A 17,621-nucleotide genomic window follows, 5' to 3' on the forward strand; every position below is an offset into this window, starting at 1 on the left:
GCCTTGCGCGCCAGGTGCAGCATCACGGCGGAGTCCTTGCCGATGGAGTAGAGCATGACCGGATTGGAGAACTCGGCCGCCACTTCACGAATGATGTGGATGGACTCGGCCTCGAGCTGCTTGAGGTGGGTCTGACGTTCGGGGGTAAGCATCGCGTGCGGCAACCTCGTGAGCGCTGGGAGTCGCCCTGGAAGGCGGCCCGTGACAATCAGTGGGCGTGCCCGCGGGTCGTGTCGATCGAGATGACTCTCACTCTCTCACCCCCCACGGAGCATGCTGGATACCGATACGGTACCCGCGCCGCCTTGATAACGTCAAAGAATCAGAAAATATCTTTTAAGATCAAAAATGAATACCTGACTCCCGCAGCCCCGGGACACGTCAGCCCCACGCCGATGGCGAAACGCCGCGAGCGGGAGCGCGAAGGCGCTCACAGGCTGACACGCTCCACCCAGGTCTCGAGGCACTCTCCGTCGAGATCCACGACCCTGAAGCCTGGCCGCGCCGCTTCATCGACGGCGAAATCATGGCTGAGCGGCGCGAACTGGTCTGACGTGGAGGGCACGCCATAGACGGCGACACTGCCCTGCCCGCTCGGGCGCCGGGTGGCGAAAGCCTGATGGATATGGCCGCACAGGATGGCCCGCACCTGCGAGTGATGACTCAGGGTGTCCCACAGGGCTTCACGGTCGGCCAGGCCCAGCTGATCCATCCAGTCCGAGTCGATCGGCACTGGATGATGATGCATCGCCAGCAGCGTCGGCCTCGTATCCTCCTCGAGCGACAGCGACAGCGCCGCCAGCTGCTCGCGGCCAAGCTCGCCCCCCGCCTGTCCAGAGATGCGCGAGTCCAGACACAGCAGACGCCAGTCACCAAGATCAAGCTCTTGATGGAAAGGGCGCAGCTCCTGCATGAAATCCGGGTGGTCATGATTGCCGGCGAACCAGAACCACGGACACCCCAGGGCATCGAACAGCTCCCCCGCCAGACGGTAGGAGGCAGGGCTCTCATCCTGGCTGACATCCCCGGTCACCAGCAGGATATCGGGACGCAGGCTTGAGGCATGCGCCATCACGGCCTCCAGCTGACGCAAGGGGAAGCCCAGTCGTGAGCGCGCGTCAGGGTCGGCACGCAGATGACAGTCACTTATCTGGATCAGTCGCATGGGTCTCTCGAACAGCGGAAAAAAGAACAGAACCGCGATGGCCGGGCCATCGCGGTTCTTTCAGGCAGTCAAGCGGACAGCCGGTCAGGCGTGGAATCCGCAACGCGAATTCTCTTTCTGATCATGACGCTGGTGCCGCCCTCGCTCCCCCATCCCGGCGGGCCTCACGACAGCCTCGTCACGGCAGCCTCGTCACGAGAACCTCGTCACGGCAGCCTCGTCATGGCAGCCTCGTCATGGCAACTCGGGCACATCGGCTTGCCCGAAAGCCTGAGCATGGCTCAACCACTCGCCGAGGAAACGATTGAGCTGAAGCTTTTCATCCGGCTGGTGCATGCGAGGGTTCGGATAGCGGTTGCGCCCCGAGAAATGCCGTTGACGCTGGAAGTCGGTGACTTCGGCCATGCGTACATCGTGATAGAGATGCACGCTCATCCGCGGGGAATCGATGATGTGATCCAGCACGCCAGTCTGGGCAACCGTGACCATGGTGGTATAGGGCGCGCACTCGACCACCTCGAGCAACAGGGTACCGAAGTGGCCCTGATTGCCCGCCAGGGGAAAGGCGAAGCTGTCCCCCGCCTCGGCCTTGCCGAGGATGCGCGTGAGGCGCAGATAATTGGACCCGCACTCGGCATGGAGTGCTTTTAGGTCGGCCACATAGGCTTTCTTGACCTGCATGGGCAAACTCCTTGCGAATCTCAGAACATTGGCGTGCTGTCTAGCAGGGCACACCCTGTATCGTGCATGGCATGATGCGGGCAAAGCGCGACAGATCAAGCGCCGTGAGAGCGCCCGGCAGCGGGGTTTCGGCGCTCGGCACTGACGCAGGCATTGATCGACTGCCGGCCTGCCGGTGGCAGCAAGCCTCTAGAATAGCAGTTCTGGTGGGCAGGTTGAGGAACCCTGCGTGAGCCACGGGGGATTGCCAAGCAACGCCTTCGCTGTCTCAGGCGTGCATCACCCGCAGTGCAGCACGCTCCCGCAACAGCCACTGCATGGCCATGATCGCCATGGCATTGCCAAGCCTGCCCTGCTCCAGAAGCGACAGAGCCGCCTGGAAATCGAGCACATGCACGCGAATATCCTCGTTCTCTTCCGCCAGCCCATGCACCCCGCCCAGTCCGCTGCTGTCGCATAGCCCGATGAACAGGGTGACCTCTTCGGTGCAGGCGCCAGGGCTGGGGTAATAGCGGTAGAGCTCGATCAGCTCCTTCAACTCGCAACCGGCCTCCTCGACCGCCTCACGCCGCGCGACCTCCGCCGCGCTTTCCTGCTTGTCCACCAGGCCGGCGATGGGCTCCAGACTCCAGGGGGTGCGCTCGTCCTCGAGCATGCCGGCCCGGATCTGCTCGACGAAGACCACACGATCCGTCACCGGGTCATAGGGCAGCACACCGACGGCATCATGGCGAACATGCACCTCGCGCTGGATCACATCACTCCAGCCACCGTTGAAACGCCGATGGCGAAGCTCGCGCTGCTCCAGGCGAAAGAAACCGTCCTGCAGCACCCTGGTCTCGACCCGTTCGACATCGCCATGCGCAAAGACCTGCTGCCCTGCCACGTGCTCTGGTGTATCGCTCATGCATCCTCCTTGGCTGAAGTCGCATTATCCCGACCTCGCCCTGCGCTGGCCAGCCCGCCCACTGGACGTGAAAGCGGCACTGTCCGAAGGAAGTGCCCCTCGTCCAGTGCCGCCGAACGGTCACCGTTGTCCTGAAGCCGCGTGCGCGACACTCACTCCAGTCGTGTGATCAGTGCCTTGATCTCGCGCTTCAGCTCCTGATCGGCCAGCTCACGATTGGGCCGAGCCGGGCCCTTGAGCGCGAGCCGTGCATGCTTGAGTGCCTCGGCCTTCCTGCCCTCGGAGGCCAGATAGTCGGCATAGTAGAAATTGGTATCCATGCCCTGAGGATTGACGGCCAGCCCCTGACGCAGCACCTCCCCCGCCTTGTCATCATCGCCAAAGCCGACCGGCCAACCCGGCGCCTTGTCATACAGCGCCCCGAGCGTCACGTAGGCAGAGGCATTGTCGCCCCGGGGGTCGAGCTTGATGGCCTGCTCAAGGGTGGCCTTGGCTTCCTTGGCCAGATCCAGCGCCCCCAGCCCCCCTCGCGCCTTGGCCCACGACGCCAGGATGATACCCTCCCAGGTCAGCACATGGGCGTTGTCCGGGTATTGGTCCGCCAGCGCGCGCACTTCCTTGCCCAAGGCCTCCATGCCGGTTTCCTGAGCGTCCCCGGAGGACTGATAGTTGACCTGGGCCCAGCGTTTCATGAGTCCGAAGACGGCATCATCTCCTTCGGCGGCCTGGACGCCGGTCATGCCGGCCAGCGTGATGCCCAGCGCCATGCCTCCTGAGAGCATCAGCTGGTAGACACGATGCGTGGCGCGACGAGTACGGCGTAGCGATGACGGGATTGGCATGGACAGCTCCCTGAAATTCATTATTGTTGGCGGGATGATACGGCAATGCCCCTTGAGACCTGCGCCCTGGCAGGCGTGCTGGCGAATTGCCGCAATGGCGATATCACGAGAACGTGAACGGCATGCCAAGACTGTAACGAACGTTTGAATCTGCCGCCAACCCCCCTTGGTCGCAGGCCTCAACGCAAGACAGCGCCTTTGCGGGCGCTTGCCCTTCATTTTCGCAGGCTGTGGAGAAAGACATGCAAGGTCGTAACATGACGCGCTGGCGCGATCCCAAGACCGATCCGCGTCAGGAAAAGAAGAGCAACGTGATCACTCCGCAGGGCCACGCGAAGATGAAGGCGCTGGCCGACCACCTGAGGCGCGTCAGGCGACCGGAGCTGTCGCGCAAGACGGGCGAGGCCGCCGCCATGGGGGATCGCAGCGAGAATGCGGATTACACCTACAACAAGAAGGCACTGAATCAGACCATCGCCAAGATCGCCTATCTGGAAAAGCGTCTGGATGAACTGACCATCGTCGACCGCCTGCCCGCGGATCTGGAGCGCGTGTATTTCGCGGCCTTCGTGACGCTGGAGGATGAACAGGGAGAGGAGATGGAGATACGCATCGTCGGCCCTGATGAGACCGACAATGCGCGCCGCTGGATCAGCGTCGATGCCCCCCTCGCCCGGGCACTGCTGGGCAAGGGGCTGGATGATGACGTGAGCGTGGCAGCGCCGGGCGGCGAGACCACCTACATCATCACGGCCATCCGCTATCAGTCGCCGGAGGCGTAAGCGGCGGGCTCGGCATCAGGTCGCAAAGAATCAGGCCGCAGAGGATCAGCGCGCCTTGCGTGCACGATAGACCTTGAACTGGCGCGTTTCGGCCAGCACCTCGAATTCGCCAAAGGCCGCCTGCAACAGATCCGGATAGGGCAGGAAGGCATTGGCCACCAGCGTCAGGGTACCACCCGGCACCAGGTGATCCGGCGCCTGGCTGATCAGACGCGCCGCCGGTCCGTAATCAATATCGCGCTCATGATGGAACGGCGGATTGGCCACGATGGCCTCGAACCGCTCGCCCTCGAACGCCGCGAAGACATCGCTCAGGCGTACGTCCGCCTCAAGCCCGTTGAGCGCCAGACTGCGACGGGTCGCCTCCACCGCGAAGGCACTGACATCGCCTGCCATCACGCGCGCACCGTGACGCGCCAGCCAGCAGCTGATGATGCCGTCACCCGCCCCGATATCCAGCGCCCGCTTGTAGCCACGGGTCGGCAGGTTCTCCAGCAGCAGCGCGGTGCCCGGGTCCAGCTTGGCATTGCCGTAGAGGCCCGGATGGCTGGTCAGGCGCAGCTCCAGCGCCTCGAATTCGCCCCAGCCTTCTGTCCATTGTCCAGCCACTGCCAGTGGCGATTCACTGCTGGCGGCCTGTTCGGCCGCCAACTCACGCGTGGCGGATGACCACAGCTGGCAACGACGCGCGGTATCGTCCTTGCGGGCCGTCATTCCCAGTGCCTTGAGGATGCGCTCAGCGCGCTTGATGCCGCCGTTGACCTCGCCCACCACCTTGATCGGCGTACCTGCCGGCAATACATGGCACAGCGCCACCAGCCACCACTCGCCCAGCGCATGCGCCTTGGGCCAGAACAGCAAGGCACCCGCCGCCTCGCCAATCGTGGTATCCGCGCGGGCTTCGGCAAAGGCCACCGCATGGCTGACCTGGTGCCCGGCCTCCCGCGCGGCATTCACGATGCCGGTGTCATGCCCCCAGACACGCCGCTGGCGGTCCGATGACAGCCACCAGTCATCACGCGGTGCAGCGACCCACAGCCAATCACGGAAATCACTGTCCTGGCGTTCAAGCAACTGGCAGGCGGGGGTTTGAGCAGACATGAAGACTCCGAAAAGATAGGAAACGGCAGATGATGAACAGCAAGACGGCGCAGAAGCCTGCGCCGTGACACCTCAGGCAGGGCGCACCAGCTCATAGTGCAGGTAGCGTCCGAGATGGACGAAGGGGGGCGTGCGCCAGTGCTGGCACTCGAGGGCCAGCAGTTTCTGCATGTCCCCCTCGCTCAACGGGTCTCGCGAGCGCAGATAATCATGGAAGACTCGCAGCCCTGTCAGCTCGCGCACCTCAAGCCCGGCCTCCTCGGCCCACTGGCGAATCTCGACATCACGCAGCGGCGAGATGGGCGTCAGACGCTTGCCCGTCCCCCATCCGGCCAACCGCCCGTCCAGCACCTTGTCGAAGTTGCCCTTGGCGACGTTGGAGAATGCCAGCGCGTCGCGATTGAAGACGCTCAATGACATCACGCCACCCGGTGCCAGCAGCTGTGCCAGCAGCAGAAACCCTTCACGCGGGGAGACCAGCCACTCAAGAACGGCATGGCAGACCACCACCGGCCATTGTCGGTGGGCGGCGGCGGCGAACCCCTGTAGATCACGTCCATCCCAGGTCAGGCGCTCTGTCAGGGTGTCCTGCGTCAGCGGGGCCGCATCCTCCTCCGGAGAGGACAGTCGCTGCATCGCGCGCTCACGCATCTCACCGGAAGGCTCGACCAGCGTCAGCTGATGGCCACGCGACAACCACCAGTGCGCCATCTGACCAAGTCCGGCCCCGATCTCGAGCACTTGGGTGGCCGGCAGATGGGCGAAACGCTCCTCCATCAACTGGCGAGTCAGCGCCAGACGCACCCTGCCACGCTCGGTGGTATAGAAGCCGCGCTCGAACTTTTCCGCCAGCCCATCGAAATGACGATCCGCCGTGGCACGACGGACACGGGACTCCCCTCGGACAGGCGGGTTGGAAGCATCAGACATGGCAGACAGGATCTCGAACGTGAAGGAATCGGAGGTCACGACTGGACGACAGTCGGCAGTGCAGACGCCGAAAGGCGCCGCGCGGGACAAGGCGGCAGGTAGGCTACTCCATCAAAGCCAGAATGCAAGCAGACTGCGGCGCAGAGCCCTGACATCCGGCCGGGCAGGCGGCATTCCCCCGCTCATTGAATCCACGTAACATGGCACCCTCCGCTCATCCCGCTCCCCTTGCCTCAGACCGAGCGCCGGATCCCCGGCAGTCTTCCGTCACTGGCACCGCTGGGAGTTGATGGCTCATCCCACATCTTTACGGACAGATGGCCACCATGAAACAACGCGTCCTGCTTGTGGTACGCAAGCTCAACATCGGCGGGATCCAGCGAAACACCGTCAATCTGGCCAATGTCCTGTGCCGCGAAGGTCACGAGGTGCATGTGCTCGTGCTCAAGGGTGAACTCGAACTCATCCCGGACCCGGGCGTACATGTCCACCAGATCGACTTCGACAAGGCATTCCGCAAGACCGGCATTGGCCTGGTGTATGACCTCTTCACCCGCGCAGTGCTCAACCCTCTGATCAAGGGCTCTGGATTCGTCTGGCGCGGCTATTACGGTGGCGCCTACCTGCGGCGATTCATCCGTACCCTGGAAACACGCCATGGCCCCGTCGATCGGGTGATCATGCGCGGCCAGGGCGCCTTCGAGACGGTCTGGTCACTCAAGGACCCGCGCCTGTGGCAGGTCACCGTGTCCTGGCCCGGTGACATCCGCCAGGGCTGGCGTCAGAAATTCCTGCTCAAGCGCCTGTACGCCGACAAGCAGATCATCTGCAATACCGACAATGTCCGCGAGCAACTCGAGCGACTGCTCTCGCAACACGCTGTCACGCCTCGACGCCTCGCCACCATCGGCAACGTCTGCGATCTCGATGCCATCGCGCAGATGGCGGATGAGCCCGTGGAGCTGCCATCACGCCCCTATGTCGTGCAGGTATGTCGCCTGTCGGACGTGAAGCGCCAGGATGTCCTGATCAAGGCCTATCTCGCCGCGGATATCGAGGAAGACCTGGTCATCGTCGGCGATGGGCCCAAGCGCGACAGTGTGGAGAACCTGATTCGCGAGCTCGGGGTGGGCGACCGGGTCCATCTCATCGGCAGCCGGGTCAATCCCTACCCCTGGATGAAGCATGCCCGTCTGTTCATTCTCAGCTCGCGCAGTGAAGCCTTCGGAATCGTGCTGGTGGAAAGCATGTGCTGCGGCACGCCATGCGTCGCGCCGGATGTCCCCGGTGGGGTCCGCAATGTGCTGATCCATGATCAGGCGCGGCTGATCTCCGAGAACAGCATTGAAGGCCTGGCAGCCAAGATCCGCGAAGGGCTCGAGAACCCGCCGTCACTCGCCGAGGATCCGGAGTTGATCGAACGTTTCCGCGACACCCGTATCATGCAGGAATTTCTGGCCCTGCCAACGGATGCCGAGGCAGCACATCGCGACTGAACACAACGCGATGGAATGACGAGATGCCCTGCCCCGCCCGGCATGACTGCCATTCTCCGGGCAACAGGTCAGGGCATCATAAATGACGTGCCATGCATGAGGTGCCGTGCTTTTCAAGCCGGGGTCCGGCTCACCCTCAAAGCTACTGGCGCATGGGCGCGCAGGACGTGACCCGGCCCGGAAGCCAGAGGGCAGGCAAGCGAGAGACAGCAGAAAGACACCCTGTACAGAGAGTGACGAGAGATTCAGGAAAGAATGACGCGGGGATGAATGAAGGGCTTGGCGCCCCCTGCAGGAGTCGAACCTGCGACCTGCCCCTTAGGAGGGGGCCGCTCTATCCAGCTGAGCTAAGGGGGCGTAGCGCTGCGCAGTATAAGCCATTGAAGTGGCAAGATAAACCCGTTCGGCCCGCGCGTGCCGCCCTCCTCACGCCAGGCAAGAGCATCATCGGCCTCATGCGCCGAGCACTCCGGCTTCGATCTCATCGAGCACGTCCTTCATGGGACGGGGGCGCCCCAACAGATAGCCCTGGACACGCTGACAGCCCAGCTGACGCAGCACCTCGAACTGCTCGGAGGTCTCCACTCCCTCGGCCACCACTTCCAGCGACAGGGCGCGCGCCATCACCAGCATCGCACGCACGATCTCGTTGGCATGGCAGACTTCCTGTCCGGGAGTCTCGCCAGCTGCAGGCGCTGCCAGCCCGTCGTCATCGATGAGACGCAGATCCTTGATGAAGCTGCGGTCGATCTTCAGTTCACTGAGCGGCATGCGGCGCAGGCGTGCAAGATTGGAGTAGCCGATCCCGAAATCGTCGATGGAGAACGTCAGCCCCAGCGCCGCCAGCTGGTCGACCTTCTCCAGCATGTCGGCCTCATCTTCCGCCGCCAGGCTCTCGGTGATCTCCATGCGCAACATGTCCGGCGCGAAGGCATGGCGCTTGAGCAGGGCTGCGACCTGCGGCACGAATTCCGCGCTGCGAAACTGTACCTGACTGACATTCACCGCGATCGGCAGCTGATGTCCGCGTGTCGCCATGTCTTCCAACACCGCACAGGCTTGCCCCAGCACCCAATGGCCCAGCTCGACGATCAGCCCTGATTCTTCCGCGATCGGGATGAAGGTCGCGGGCGAGACATTCCCCAGCAACGGGTCATTCCAGCGCAGCAACGCCTCAAGACCACAGAGCCTGGGCAGTTGATGCTCAAGCGAGGCATCCGACTGCAGGGAGAATTGCGGTTGGAGATGGACTTCCAGATGCTGACGGGAAAGCGCACTGCGCAGGGATTGCTCCATCTGGGTGGCGGCGATGATGCGATTGCGCATGTCCGGTGAGAAGAAGCACATGCGTGCACGCCCGGCCCCCTTGCTCTCATAGAGCGCGATGTCCGCCTCGTGCAGCAGATGGCCCCAATCGTCTCCCTCGTCTTCTGCCGCCCCGGAAAGCGTCTGATACCCCTCGTCCACCTCATCCGGACGCGGATACAGCGTGATGCCCAGTGAGCCGGACAGCTGATGCGCACGCCCTTCCAGCTCAACCGGTACCCGCAGACGTGCCAGCAACCCCTCGCCGACGTGCATCGCTCGGGCCCTGGCGTCCTCCATGCCACCGAAGCGAGGCGCCAGCAGCACGATGAACTCATCCCCGCCCTGGCGCGCGAGCACATCGCCCGGCTCCAGCAACTGCTCCAGCCGGGCGGCGATCTGGATCAGGGCACGATCTCCCGCGTCATGCCCCAGTACATCGTTCAGGCGCTTGAAATGATCCAGATCCAGGAACATCAACGCCCCGACGCGCGCTTCTTCCAGAGCGAGGTCCGCGAAGGCTCCGAGCTTGCGACGCAACAGCCGACGATTGGGCAGGCCCGTCAATGCATCATGCAGCGCCTGATAGGTGAGCTGCTCATCACGCCGATGGCGTTCGATCGCCAATCGAGCCACGTTGACGGCGACCTTCAGCAAGCCGAGATGGCTATCGTTGAAGACATCGCCGGACGTGGCATAGAAGGCGAAACTTCCCAGCGGATTGCCTGCATCATCGAGGATGGGCATGGAGAGACAGGCATCCAGTCCCAGCGCGTGGGGATGCTGACGGAAGCCCTCCCAGGCGGGGTCCTCGCCGATGGCGGGGGTCAGCACCTGCTCACGCCGCCACATCGCCGTACCACAGGTGCCCACCCCCTCCCCGATACGCAGGCCGGAGGTGAACTGCATGAAGCTGGGAGGCAGGCTCGGCGCCTTCCCTCCGATGATTCGTGTGCCTGCCTCATCCAGAAGCAGCAGCGAGGAACGCACGCGAGTCGCGACAGCCTCGATGGCCTGGCACAGGTCCAGCAGGGTCTTGTCCAGCGGCTGGCCAGCCGTGACGGACTCAAGCAATCTGAGCTGGGAATGGCTGAGCTCCAGCGCCAGATGCGCCTGGGTCACATCGGTATGCACGCCGAGATAACCGGTCAGGGTGCCGTCGGCGGCCATGAGCGGTATGCAGCGCAGACGAAGGCGCAGCGGTCGTCCATTCGCATCGTGATGGAGCAGCTCCTCGTCACTGGGCTCACCCAGCTCGCACTGCTGATGCATTCTGGCGATCACCGTCCTGTCGGAATCCTCACCCGTCAGAAATTCACTGAGCACCTGACCGGCCAGGTCTTCTGCCCGGTATCCCGTCAGCTCCTCGAAGGCAGGATTGACCCACTGCACACGCCCTTGAAGGTCGTATCCACACACTCCATTGGAAGTATGCTGCAACAGCTGATGCAAGCAATTGCTGCCTTCCAGGCCGTCAACCGAAGCAGCGGAGGTGGCCGCGGCGGAGGACGCTGATGGATTCATGGACATGTCGTTTCAATCTCCCTGCCGATGCTGCCTGAAGGTTCATGGCTTCTGGCACAGTCAGCATGTCGGTCGCACTCGATCTTTCCTTCCTGAAGTGCCGGGCGCCTTGGCACCGACTCTCCTCTCATCCTGCTGGTCAAGTGTCACTTGTCCTTGAGTATAAGTAACCCTCAATCTGCGTTGAATGAAGGCGAAATCTCACGAATCCTCTGCCTCGAGCGCGAGGCAGGCACTGCCATGTCGAGCCTTCGCGGCAGGATGGTCTTCTCTGGCGTGGTGGGATCCGAGAGCGCGCGAGACCCTCCCGCGCAATGCGCGAAGGACAGCACAACGTGATGACACAGCCGGACGGATACGACCGAACGAAAACAGACGAACGAAAACAGCCACGCCCCGACCAGAGGTCGAGGCGTGGCTGTGTCACTACCCGAGGGCAAGAGGCGAGCTGGCTACCCCTGAGCGAATCCTCAGTGGCGCGCCGTCTTCAGCGCATCCGCCAGTTCACGGGTCAAGGCATGTACCGCTTGGGTGCCCTGCTCCGGTGTCTCGGCATTGGCCTGCAGATCGATCAGGGCCGAGCCGACCACGACTCCGTCGGCGAAACGACCGATACGCGCCGCCTGCTCTGCGGTACGGATACCGAAACCGACCGCGACGGGAATCTCGGTGTGCTCCCGGATACGGCCTACTTCGGCCTCGACCTTCTCGGCCGTCGGTGCAGCGCCACCGGTCACGCCATTGCTGGAGACGTAGTAGAGGAAGCCTGAGGTATTGGCCAGCACGCCCGGCAGGCGCGCGCTGTCAGTCGTCGGTGTCGCGAGGCGGATGAAGCTGATACCGGCAGCATTGGCCGGCTCACACAGCTCATCGTCGTGCTCCGGCGGCAGGTCGACCACGATCAGGCCATCGACACCGGCCTGGCTTGCCTGCTCGAGGAAGGTGGCCACACCGCGACGATAGATCGGGTTGTAGTAACCCATCAGCACGATGGGCGTGTCCTGGTCCTGCTTGCGGAATTCCGTGACCATCGCCAGGGTACGGTCCATCGTCTGGCCGGCCTTCAGGGCACGCTGGGTGGCATGCTGGATCGCCAGACCATCGGCCATCGGGTCGGTGAACGGCATGCCCAGCTCGATGACATCGGCACCGGCCTCGGCCATGCCGAGGAAGGTCGCGAGGCTGGCATCATAGCCGGGGTCACCCGCGGTGATGTAGGTCACCAGCGCTGCGCGATTCTCGCTGCGTACGGCAGCGAAACGCCGGTCAAGACGGCTGCTGGAAGTGGTGTCAGTAGCGGAAGTGCTCATCAATAGACTCCGAATTTGCTGACCTGCAGGCAGCGATTCACCTGCAGGCGAAGAAGACATGGGGCGGATGGACCCGGTCAGTGTCTGACCCCTCCATCGCCGGGCATTGCGCGACAGGCGCGGCGTTACTCGCCGTCAGGATTCAGGCCCAGCTCGTCCGCCAGATGATGGGTGACGGTGGCCATGTCCTTGTCACCGCGGCCGCTCAGATTGATCACCATCAGATGGTCCTTCGGCAGGCCCGGTGCACGCTTGATGACTTCCGCCAGCGCGTGGGAAGACTCCAGCGCCGGAATGATGCCTTCCAGGCGACACAGCATCTTGAAGGCGTCCAGTGCTTCCTGGTCGGTCGCGGCGACATACTCGGCACGCTTGATGTCGTGCAACCAGGCGTGTTCCGGGCCGATACCCGGATAGTCGAGCCCTGCGGAGATGGAGTGCGCATCACCGATCTGCCCCTCGTCATCCTGCAGCAGGAAGGTGCGGTTACCGTGCAGCACGCCCGGCAGACCACCCTTGAGACTGGCGGCGTGGCGCGGCGTGTCCAGACCTTCACCGGCAGCCTCGACCCCGATGATCTCGACGCTTTGCTCGTCCAGGAACGGATGGAACAACCCCATGGCGTTGGACCCCCCGCCGATGCAGGCGACCAGCGAGTCCGGCAGACGGCCTTCCTTCTCCTGCAGCTGGACGCGGGTTTCCTGACCGATGATGGACTGGAAGTCACGCACCAGCTGCGGATACGGATGTGGGCCCGCGACAGTACCGATGATGTAGAAGGTATCGTCGACGTTGGTGACCCAGTCACGCAGCGCCTCGTTCATGGCATCCTTCAACGTGCCATCACCGGCGGTGACCGGGATCACCTTGGCGCCCAGCAACTGCATGCGCTGAACGTTGGGCTGCTGACGGTGAATGTCGGTGGAGCCCATGTAGATCACGCAGTCCAGACCGAAACGCGCCGCCACGGTGGCCGTCGCCACGCCGTGCATGCCGGCACCGGTCTCGGCGATGATGCGCTGCTTGCCCATGCGGCGTGCCAGCAGCACCTGGCCCAGCGCATTGTTGATCTTGTGAGCGCCGGTGTGCATCAGATCTTCCCGCTTGAGATAGACCTTGGCACCTCCGAGATGCTCGGTCAGACGCTCGGCGTAATACAGCGGGCTCTGACGCCCGACATAATCCGCGGAGAGACCGGCCAGTTCCTCGGCGAAGGCCGGATCCTGCTTGGCGGCTTCATACTCGCGCTGCAGGTGCAGAATCAGCGGCATCAGCGTCTCGGCGACGAATCGGCCGCCGAAGTCACCAAAGAAGCCCTTGGCATCCGGGCCTTGACGCAGGGTAGCAGTCGACTGGCTCATGCAAATCTCCTCGAAGTCATGTCAGTGGCGGGGCACGCTGGTGCGGCGTCTGCATTCTTGGCCTGCGTGGTGCACCCGACAGTATGCTGGCCATCCTAGCGCTCGGCACGCGGGATGAAAAACGATATATTCGCCAAGATGTGTGAGTTTATCTCACAGGACACTCAGCAGGAGACATCCGATGGCCCGCCTGACTCCGCCCGATTCATCCTCTCCCGCCTCTCTGGAGGCATTGCCCTCGCTGAATGCCTTGCGCGCCTTCGATGTGGCGGCTCGCTTCGAGAGCGCGTCGCGTGCCGCCGAGGCGCTGCACGTGACCCACGGCGCCGTCAGTCGTCAGATTCGCCAGCTTGAGGAAACGCTGGGGACACAGCTGTTCGACCGTGCTGGCCGCGGGCTGAAGCTGACGCCGGCGGGTCATGAGCTGGCGGCTGCCACACGCCATCACTTGAGCGGTCTGGCACGGGTCTGTGCGGACCTTTCCCGCAGTGATGCCCGCGCGCCCTTCGTGCTCAGCTGCCCGGGCTCCTTCCTCGCCCGCTGGTTCATTCCGCGTCTGGGTGCCCTCAAGGCAGCCCTTCCGGAGCTTGAACTGCATCTGACTGCCAGTGACGACAACGAAGGCCTGCGCTCTGGCGTGGATGGCGTGCTGCGCTTTCAGACTCCCCCCTTCACCCAGGCTGAGCATCAGGAAACGCGAATTCTCGGCACGGAGCGCATCGGCCCGGTGCTGCGTCCGGACACTGACTGGCTGGGCGAGACCACCGCGACTCCCGCACCACAGACTCTGCTGACCTTGCCGCTGCTGCACACCCGCTCGCGCCCGCAGGCCTGGCCGGACTGGTGCTCACGCCAGGGCCTGTCCAGCGATCAACTGCACTACGCGCAAGGCTTCGAGCACCTCAACTATCTGCTGGAAGCGACGCTGGTGGGATTGGGCGTGGGCATCACGCCGGATTATCTGGTCGAGGAGGACCTGCGCAGCAGACGCCTGATCGCGCCGTGGGGCTTCGTCGAGACACGCGCCTGCCTGACGCTGACGCTGCCCGAGAGCGGTCGCACACGGGCACGACACCCTCATGCAAAAGCCCTCGCCGACTGGCTGGCACGGGAGCTGAATACTCCGCCTGTCACCTCTCGCAACCCATGACAGGCACCTGCGCCACGCCGCCCTGCGGGCAGGCGCAGGAAACAAGAAGACCGGCACCCTTTCAGGTACCGGCCTCAGTTCAGCCGCTTGGCTCAGGCAGTCAGCCCAGAGCGCGGGTCAGGCAAAGACGATGGTCTTGTTGCCGTGGATCAGCACGCGGTCTTCCAGGTGCCAGCGCAGGCCACGCGACAGTACTTTCTGCTCCACGTCACGCCCGATGCGCACCAGGTCTTCCGCGGTGTGGCAATGGGTGACTCGATGGATGTCCTGCTCGATGATCGGGCCGGCATCCAGCTCCTCGGTCACGTAGTGACAGGTAGCGCCGATCAGCTTCACGCCGCGGCCGAAGGCCTGATGGTACGGCTTGGCACCGATGAAGGACGGCAGGAAGCTGTGGTGGATGTTGATCAGGCGGCCGGCATAGCGCTCGCAGAGGCTCGGCGGGATGATCTGCATGTAACGCGCCAGCACGATGCTGTCGGCCTCGGCCTCTTCCACCAGTCGTTCGACCTCGGCAAATGCCGGCGCCTTGTCATTCTTGTCCACCGGCACATGGTGGAACGGAATGCCGTGCCATTCGACCAGTGAGCGCATGTCTTCGTGATTGGAGATGACACAGGGGATATCGCATTCCAGATCCCCCGACTGCCAGCGGTGCAACAGGTCCACCAGGCAATGGGAATCCTTGGACACCATCAGCACGACACGCTTGCGAGCGGCCGTGTCATGCACCCGCCACTCCATCCCGAACTCTTCCCCGATCGGCGCGAAGCGCTTGCTGAGTTCAGCGGCGCTGAGGCCGATGGACTCGGGATTGATCTCATAGCGCATGAAGAATCGACCCGCACCCAGATCGGAATGCTGATTGGCTTCGGTGATCCAACCGCCTTGCTCGGCGATGAAGGTAGAGACTCGGGCAACAATTCCCACCTGATCAGGGCAGGACACCACCAGGCGATAGGCGTGTGACATCGTATGTTCAACCATTGTGAAAGCGGGGAATGATATTCAGCCGGTAACGACTACCGACACGCTCGGGAGTCCGGCCATCGACGCCATGGCTCCCGGCAAAAGGTGCGCCATTGTAGCCGATCACACGCGACGAAGCAGCGCCCTTCAACGAGAGTGAATGAATTGTCAATTCGACCTCGGTTTCGCCCCTCGGGGTGGCCGGCGAGAAGTGCCGTCATTTGTGGCGCTTTGCGGGATTCCCGTATAGTTGAGTGACATTTTACTGATGGCATGACATCCATGTTGAAACCCCGCGTTCAAGTCCGTCAGAGACAACGTCCACCGCTGCATCTTCTGCCGCTGGGCGGCTGTGGCGAGATCGGCATGAATCTGACGCTATATGGTTACCAGGATCACTGGATCGCCGTGGATTGCGGCATGATGATTCGCCAGGATCTTCCTGAAGGCCCCTTGCAGGTACCCGACACCGAATCGCTGGCAAGCCTGGGCATCTGCCCGGAGATGCTGGTGATTACCCATGGTCACGAAGACCATATCGGTGCCGTTGCCTGGCTGTGGCCGAAATGGCGCTGTCCGATCATCGCCACACCACTGGCCGCGGGCCTGCTGCGGGCCAAGTTCGCGGAACGCGAACTCGAGACGTCCAGCCTGCAGATCATCGAGGTCGATGAAGGCTTCGAGTCCGGGCCCTTCGCCTTGCGCCTGCTGCCGTTGACCCACTCGATACCCGAGAGCTGCTCGCTGCTGATCGTCACGCCGGAATATCGCGTGATGCACACCGGTGACTGGAAGCTGGACCCGGAGCCGCTGATCGGTGAGCCCACTGACCCGGAGCGCTATCAGGCGTTGGCACCGGTCGATCTCGTGGTCGGCGACTCCACCAATGCCCCTCTGCCCGGCCACTCACGCAGTGAGGGCGAGGTGGCGCGTGCACTGGAGAAGACGCTGGCCGGCTGCCGTGGGCGGGTCGTGGTGACCTGCTTCGCGAGCAATCTGGCGCGCATCCTGGCACTGGGTCGTGCGGCGGCTCGCAATGGCCGTCGGGTCACGCTGCTGGGCCGCTCGATGGAACGCATGGTGCGGGTGGCACGCGGACTGGGCTATCTGGAAGATTTCCCGCCGCTGGTGCCGGTAAAGGACCTGGGCTATCTGCCGCCGGAAGAGGTGATGGTGATCGCGACCGGCAGCCAGGGCGAGCCACGCGCGGCACTCTCACGCCTGGCCAACTCGCGCCACCCTGATTTCGAGCTGGCGGCGGGCGACACGGTCATCTTCTCCTCCAAGGCCATTCCCGGCAATGAACTGGCGATCGGCAAGCTGCACAATGCCCTGACCCGCCTGGGCGTCGGCATCATGGAAGAGAAGCAGTTCCCGGATCTGCATGCCTCAGGCCATCCCGCCCAAGAGGAGCTGCGCACCTTCTACGGCTGGCTGAAACCCACGCGGTTGCTGCCGGTGCACGGCGAATACCGTCACCAGCTGGCGCACACCCAGGTAGCACAGTCCCTGGGCATCGAGGCACCGCTGATTCCCGTCAATGGCGACGTGATTCGTCTCGATGCTCAGGGGCTGTCCGTGGAAAAGCGTCTGACGTTGCAGGAGCGGATCATCGAGCACGACAAGGTGCGGCCACTTGACTCGATGGACCGTCGTGCACGAGCGCGTCTCGGACGCCATGGCAGCGTATCGCTCGCCTTGCCCCTGACGCTGCAGGAAGCCGGTTGGGTGCGTATCGGCCGCCTGATGCTGGACGTCAGTGGTACGGCCAGACTGGATGAAGACAGCTTCGCCGAGTGGCTCGATGACACCCTGGCCGGACTCGAGACCACCGACATCGACACCGTGAAACAGCAATTGAACAGCAGAATCAATCGTTGGCTACGCAATCATCTGCGTCACGAGCCGGTGCTCTTTCTGCATGTGATGACCATGGGTGACAGCTGAAGACGCCATGACAGGCAAGCCTGTCAGGCTACTGCCATTCCCCCGGCCTTTCACCTGCCTTGAAGCATGAAAAAGCCCGATCGGAAAAATACCGATCGGGCTTTTTCATGCCTGAATGCACGCTGGAACATCCATCAGCAGAGACGTCCCA

At 63.2% G+C, this 17,621-nt stretch carries 15 protein-coding genes and 1 tRNA gene; 4 read left to right on the plus strand and 12 right to left on the minus strand.

Features of this window, described 5'->3' with window-relative positions:
* From HXS66_RS16280 to HXS66_RS16300, 5 genes are all read right to left on the minus strand, one after another.
* The coding region (locus tag HXS66_RS16280; RefSeq protein ID WP_176504085.1) for a phosphoadenosine phosphosulfate reductase family protein at positions 1 to 152 on the minus strand (152 nt) is incomplete at its 3' end.
* A 278-nt stretch (positions 153 to 430) separates the two neighbouring features.
* Positions 431 to 1,165 (minus strand): metallophosphoesterase, encoded by a 735-nt coding sequence (locus HXS66_RS16285; protein ID WP_176504086.1) that lies wholly within the window; start codon positions 1,163 to 1,165, stop codon positions 431 to 433.
* Between the two features lie 234 nt (positions 1,166 to 1,399).
* The gene (locus HXS66_RS16290; RefSeq protein WP_077374279.1) at positions 1,400 to 1,846 is read right to left on the minus strand and encodes a DUF1249 domain-containing protein; all 447 of its coding nucleotides are present in this window, start codon (positions 1,844 to 1,846) and stop codon (positions 1,400 to 1,402) included.
* A 268-nt stretch (positions 1,847 to 2,114) separates the two neighbouring features.
* Entirely contained in the window at positions 2,115 to 2,753 is a 639-nt protein-coding gene (locus HXS66_RS16295; protein WP_176504087.1) for an NUDIX domain-containing protein, read from the minus strand.
* 152 nt (positions 2,754 to 2,905) lie between these two features.
* On the minus strand, positions 2,906 to 3,595 hold the full coding sequence (locus tag HXS66_RS16300; RefSeq protein WP_077374285.1) for a hypothetical protein: 690 nt from the start codon (positions 3,593 to 3,595) through the stop codon (positions 2,906 to 2,908).
* A 242-nt stretch (positions 3,596 to 3,837) separates the two neighbouring features.
* On the opposite strand from HXS66_RS16300, the gene HXS66_RS16305 reads away from it, so the two are divergent.
* The gene (locus HXS66_RS16305; RefSeq protein ID WP_077374288.1) at positions 3,838 to 4,377 is read left to right on the plus strand and encodes a GreA/GreB family elongation factor; all 540 of its coding nucleotides are present in this window, start codon (positions 3,838 to 3,840) and stop codon (positions 4,375 to 4,377) included.
* A 45-nt stretch (positions 4,378 to 4,422) separates the two neighbouring features.
* On the opposite strand, the gene HXS66_RS16310 is transcribed toward HXS66_RS16305, so the two are convergent.
* Together HXS66_RS16310 and HXS66_RS16315 are read right to left on the minus strand one after the other, a co-directional pair.
* Positions 4,423 to 5,478, minus strand: coding sequence for a methyltransferase (locus tag HXS66_RS16310; RefSeq protein ID WP_176504088.1), 1,056 nt, complete (start codon positions 5,476 to 5,478; stop codon positions 4,423 to 4,425).
* A gap of 72 nt (positions 5,479 to 5,550) precedes the next feature.
* Positions 5,551 to 6,408 (minus strand): methyltransferase domain-containing protein, encoded by an 858-nt coding sequence (locus tag HXS66_RS16315; RefSeq protein ID WP_176504089.1) that lies wholly within the window; start codon positions 6,406 to 6,408, stop codon positions 5,551 to 5,553.
* Between the two features lie 326 nt (positions 6,409 to 6,734).
* On the opposite strand from HXS66_RS16315, the gene HXS66_RS16320 reads away from it, so the two are divergent.
* Positions 6,735 to 7,904, plus strand: a complete 1,170-nt coding sequence (locus tag HXS66_RS16320; RefSeq protein ID WP_176504090.1) for a glycosyltransferase — start codon at positions 6,735 to 6,737, stop codon at positions 7,902 to 7,904.
* A gap of 280 nt (positions 7,905 to 8,184) precedes the next feature.
* Here the strand turns inward: HXS66_RS16320 and HXS66_RS16325 are convergent.
* The 4 genes from HXS66_RS16325 to trpB form a co-directional block, all read right to left on the minus strand.
* Positions 8,185 to 8,261: transfer RNA gene (locus tag HXS66_RS16325), tRNA-Arg, on the minus strand.
* 96 nt (positions 8,262 to 8,357) lie between these two features.
* Positions 8,358 to 10,733, minus strand: coding sequence for an EAL domain-containing protein (locus tag HXS66_RS16330; protein WP_176504091.1), 2,376 nt, complete (start codon positions 10,731 to 10,733; stop codon positions 8,358 to 8,360).
* Between the two features lie 470 nt (positions 10,734 to 11,203).
* Positions 11,204 to 12,043 (minus strand): tryptophan synthase subunit alpha, encoded by an 840-nt coding sequence (gene trpA / locus HXS66_RS16335; protein ID WP_084208158.1) that lies wholly within the window; start codon positions 12,041 to 12,043, stop codon positions 11,204 to 11,206.
* Between the two features lie 125 nt (positions 12,044 to 12,168).
* Entirely contained in the window at positions 12,169 to 13,404 is a 1,236-nt protein-coding gene (trpB, locus tag HXS66_RS16340; protein WP_176504092.1) for a tryptophan synthase subunit beta, read from the minus strand.
* 181 nt (positions 13,405 to 13,585) lie between these two features.
* On the opposite strand from trpB, the gene HXS66_RS16345 reads away from it, so the two are divergent.
* The gene (locus tag HXS66_RS16345; RefSeq protein ID WP_077374533.1) at positions 13,586 to 14,554 is read left to right on the plus strand and encodes a LysR family transcriptional regulator; all 969 of its coding nucleotides are present in this window, start codon (positions 13,586 to 13,588) and stop codon (positions 14,552 to 14,554) included.
* Positions 14,555 to 14,671: 117 nt separating this feature from the next.
* Here the strand turns inward: HXS66_RS16345 and purU are convergent, their stop codons facing one another.
* Positions 14,672 to 15,526 (minus strand): formyltetrahydrofolate deformylase, encoded by an 855-nt coding sequence (purU, locus tag HXS66_RS16350; RefSeq protein ID WP_077374535.1) that lies wholly within the window; start codon positions 15,524 to 15,526, stop codon positions 14,672 to 14,674.
* Between the two features lie 363 nt (positions 15,527 to 15,889).
* Between purU and HXS66_RS16355 the strand changes: the two genes are divergently transcribed.
* Positions 15,890 to 17,470: a ribonuclease J gene (locus HXS66_RS16355; protein ID WP_084209644.1), complete on the plus strand. Its 1,581-nt coding sequence runs from the start codon at positions 15,890 to 15,892 to the stop codon at positions 17,468 to 17,470.
* Positions 17,471 to 17,621: the final 151 nt, after the last annotated feature.

This window comes from Cobetia sp. 5-11-6-3 (genome assembly GCF_013374055.1).
Lineage (GTDB): Bacteria > Pseudomonadota > Gammaproteobacteria > Pseudomonadales > Halomonadaceae > Cobetia > Cobetia marina.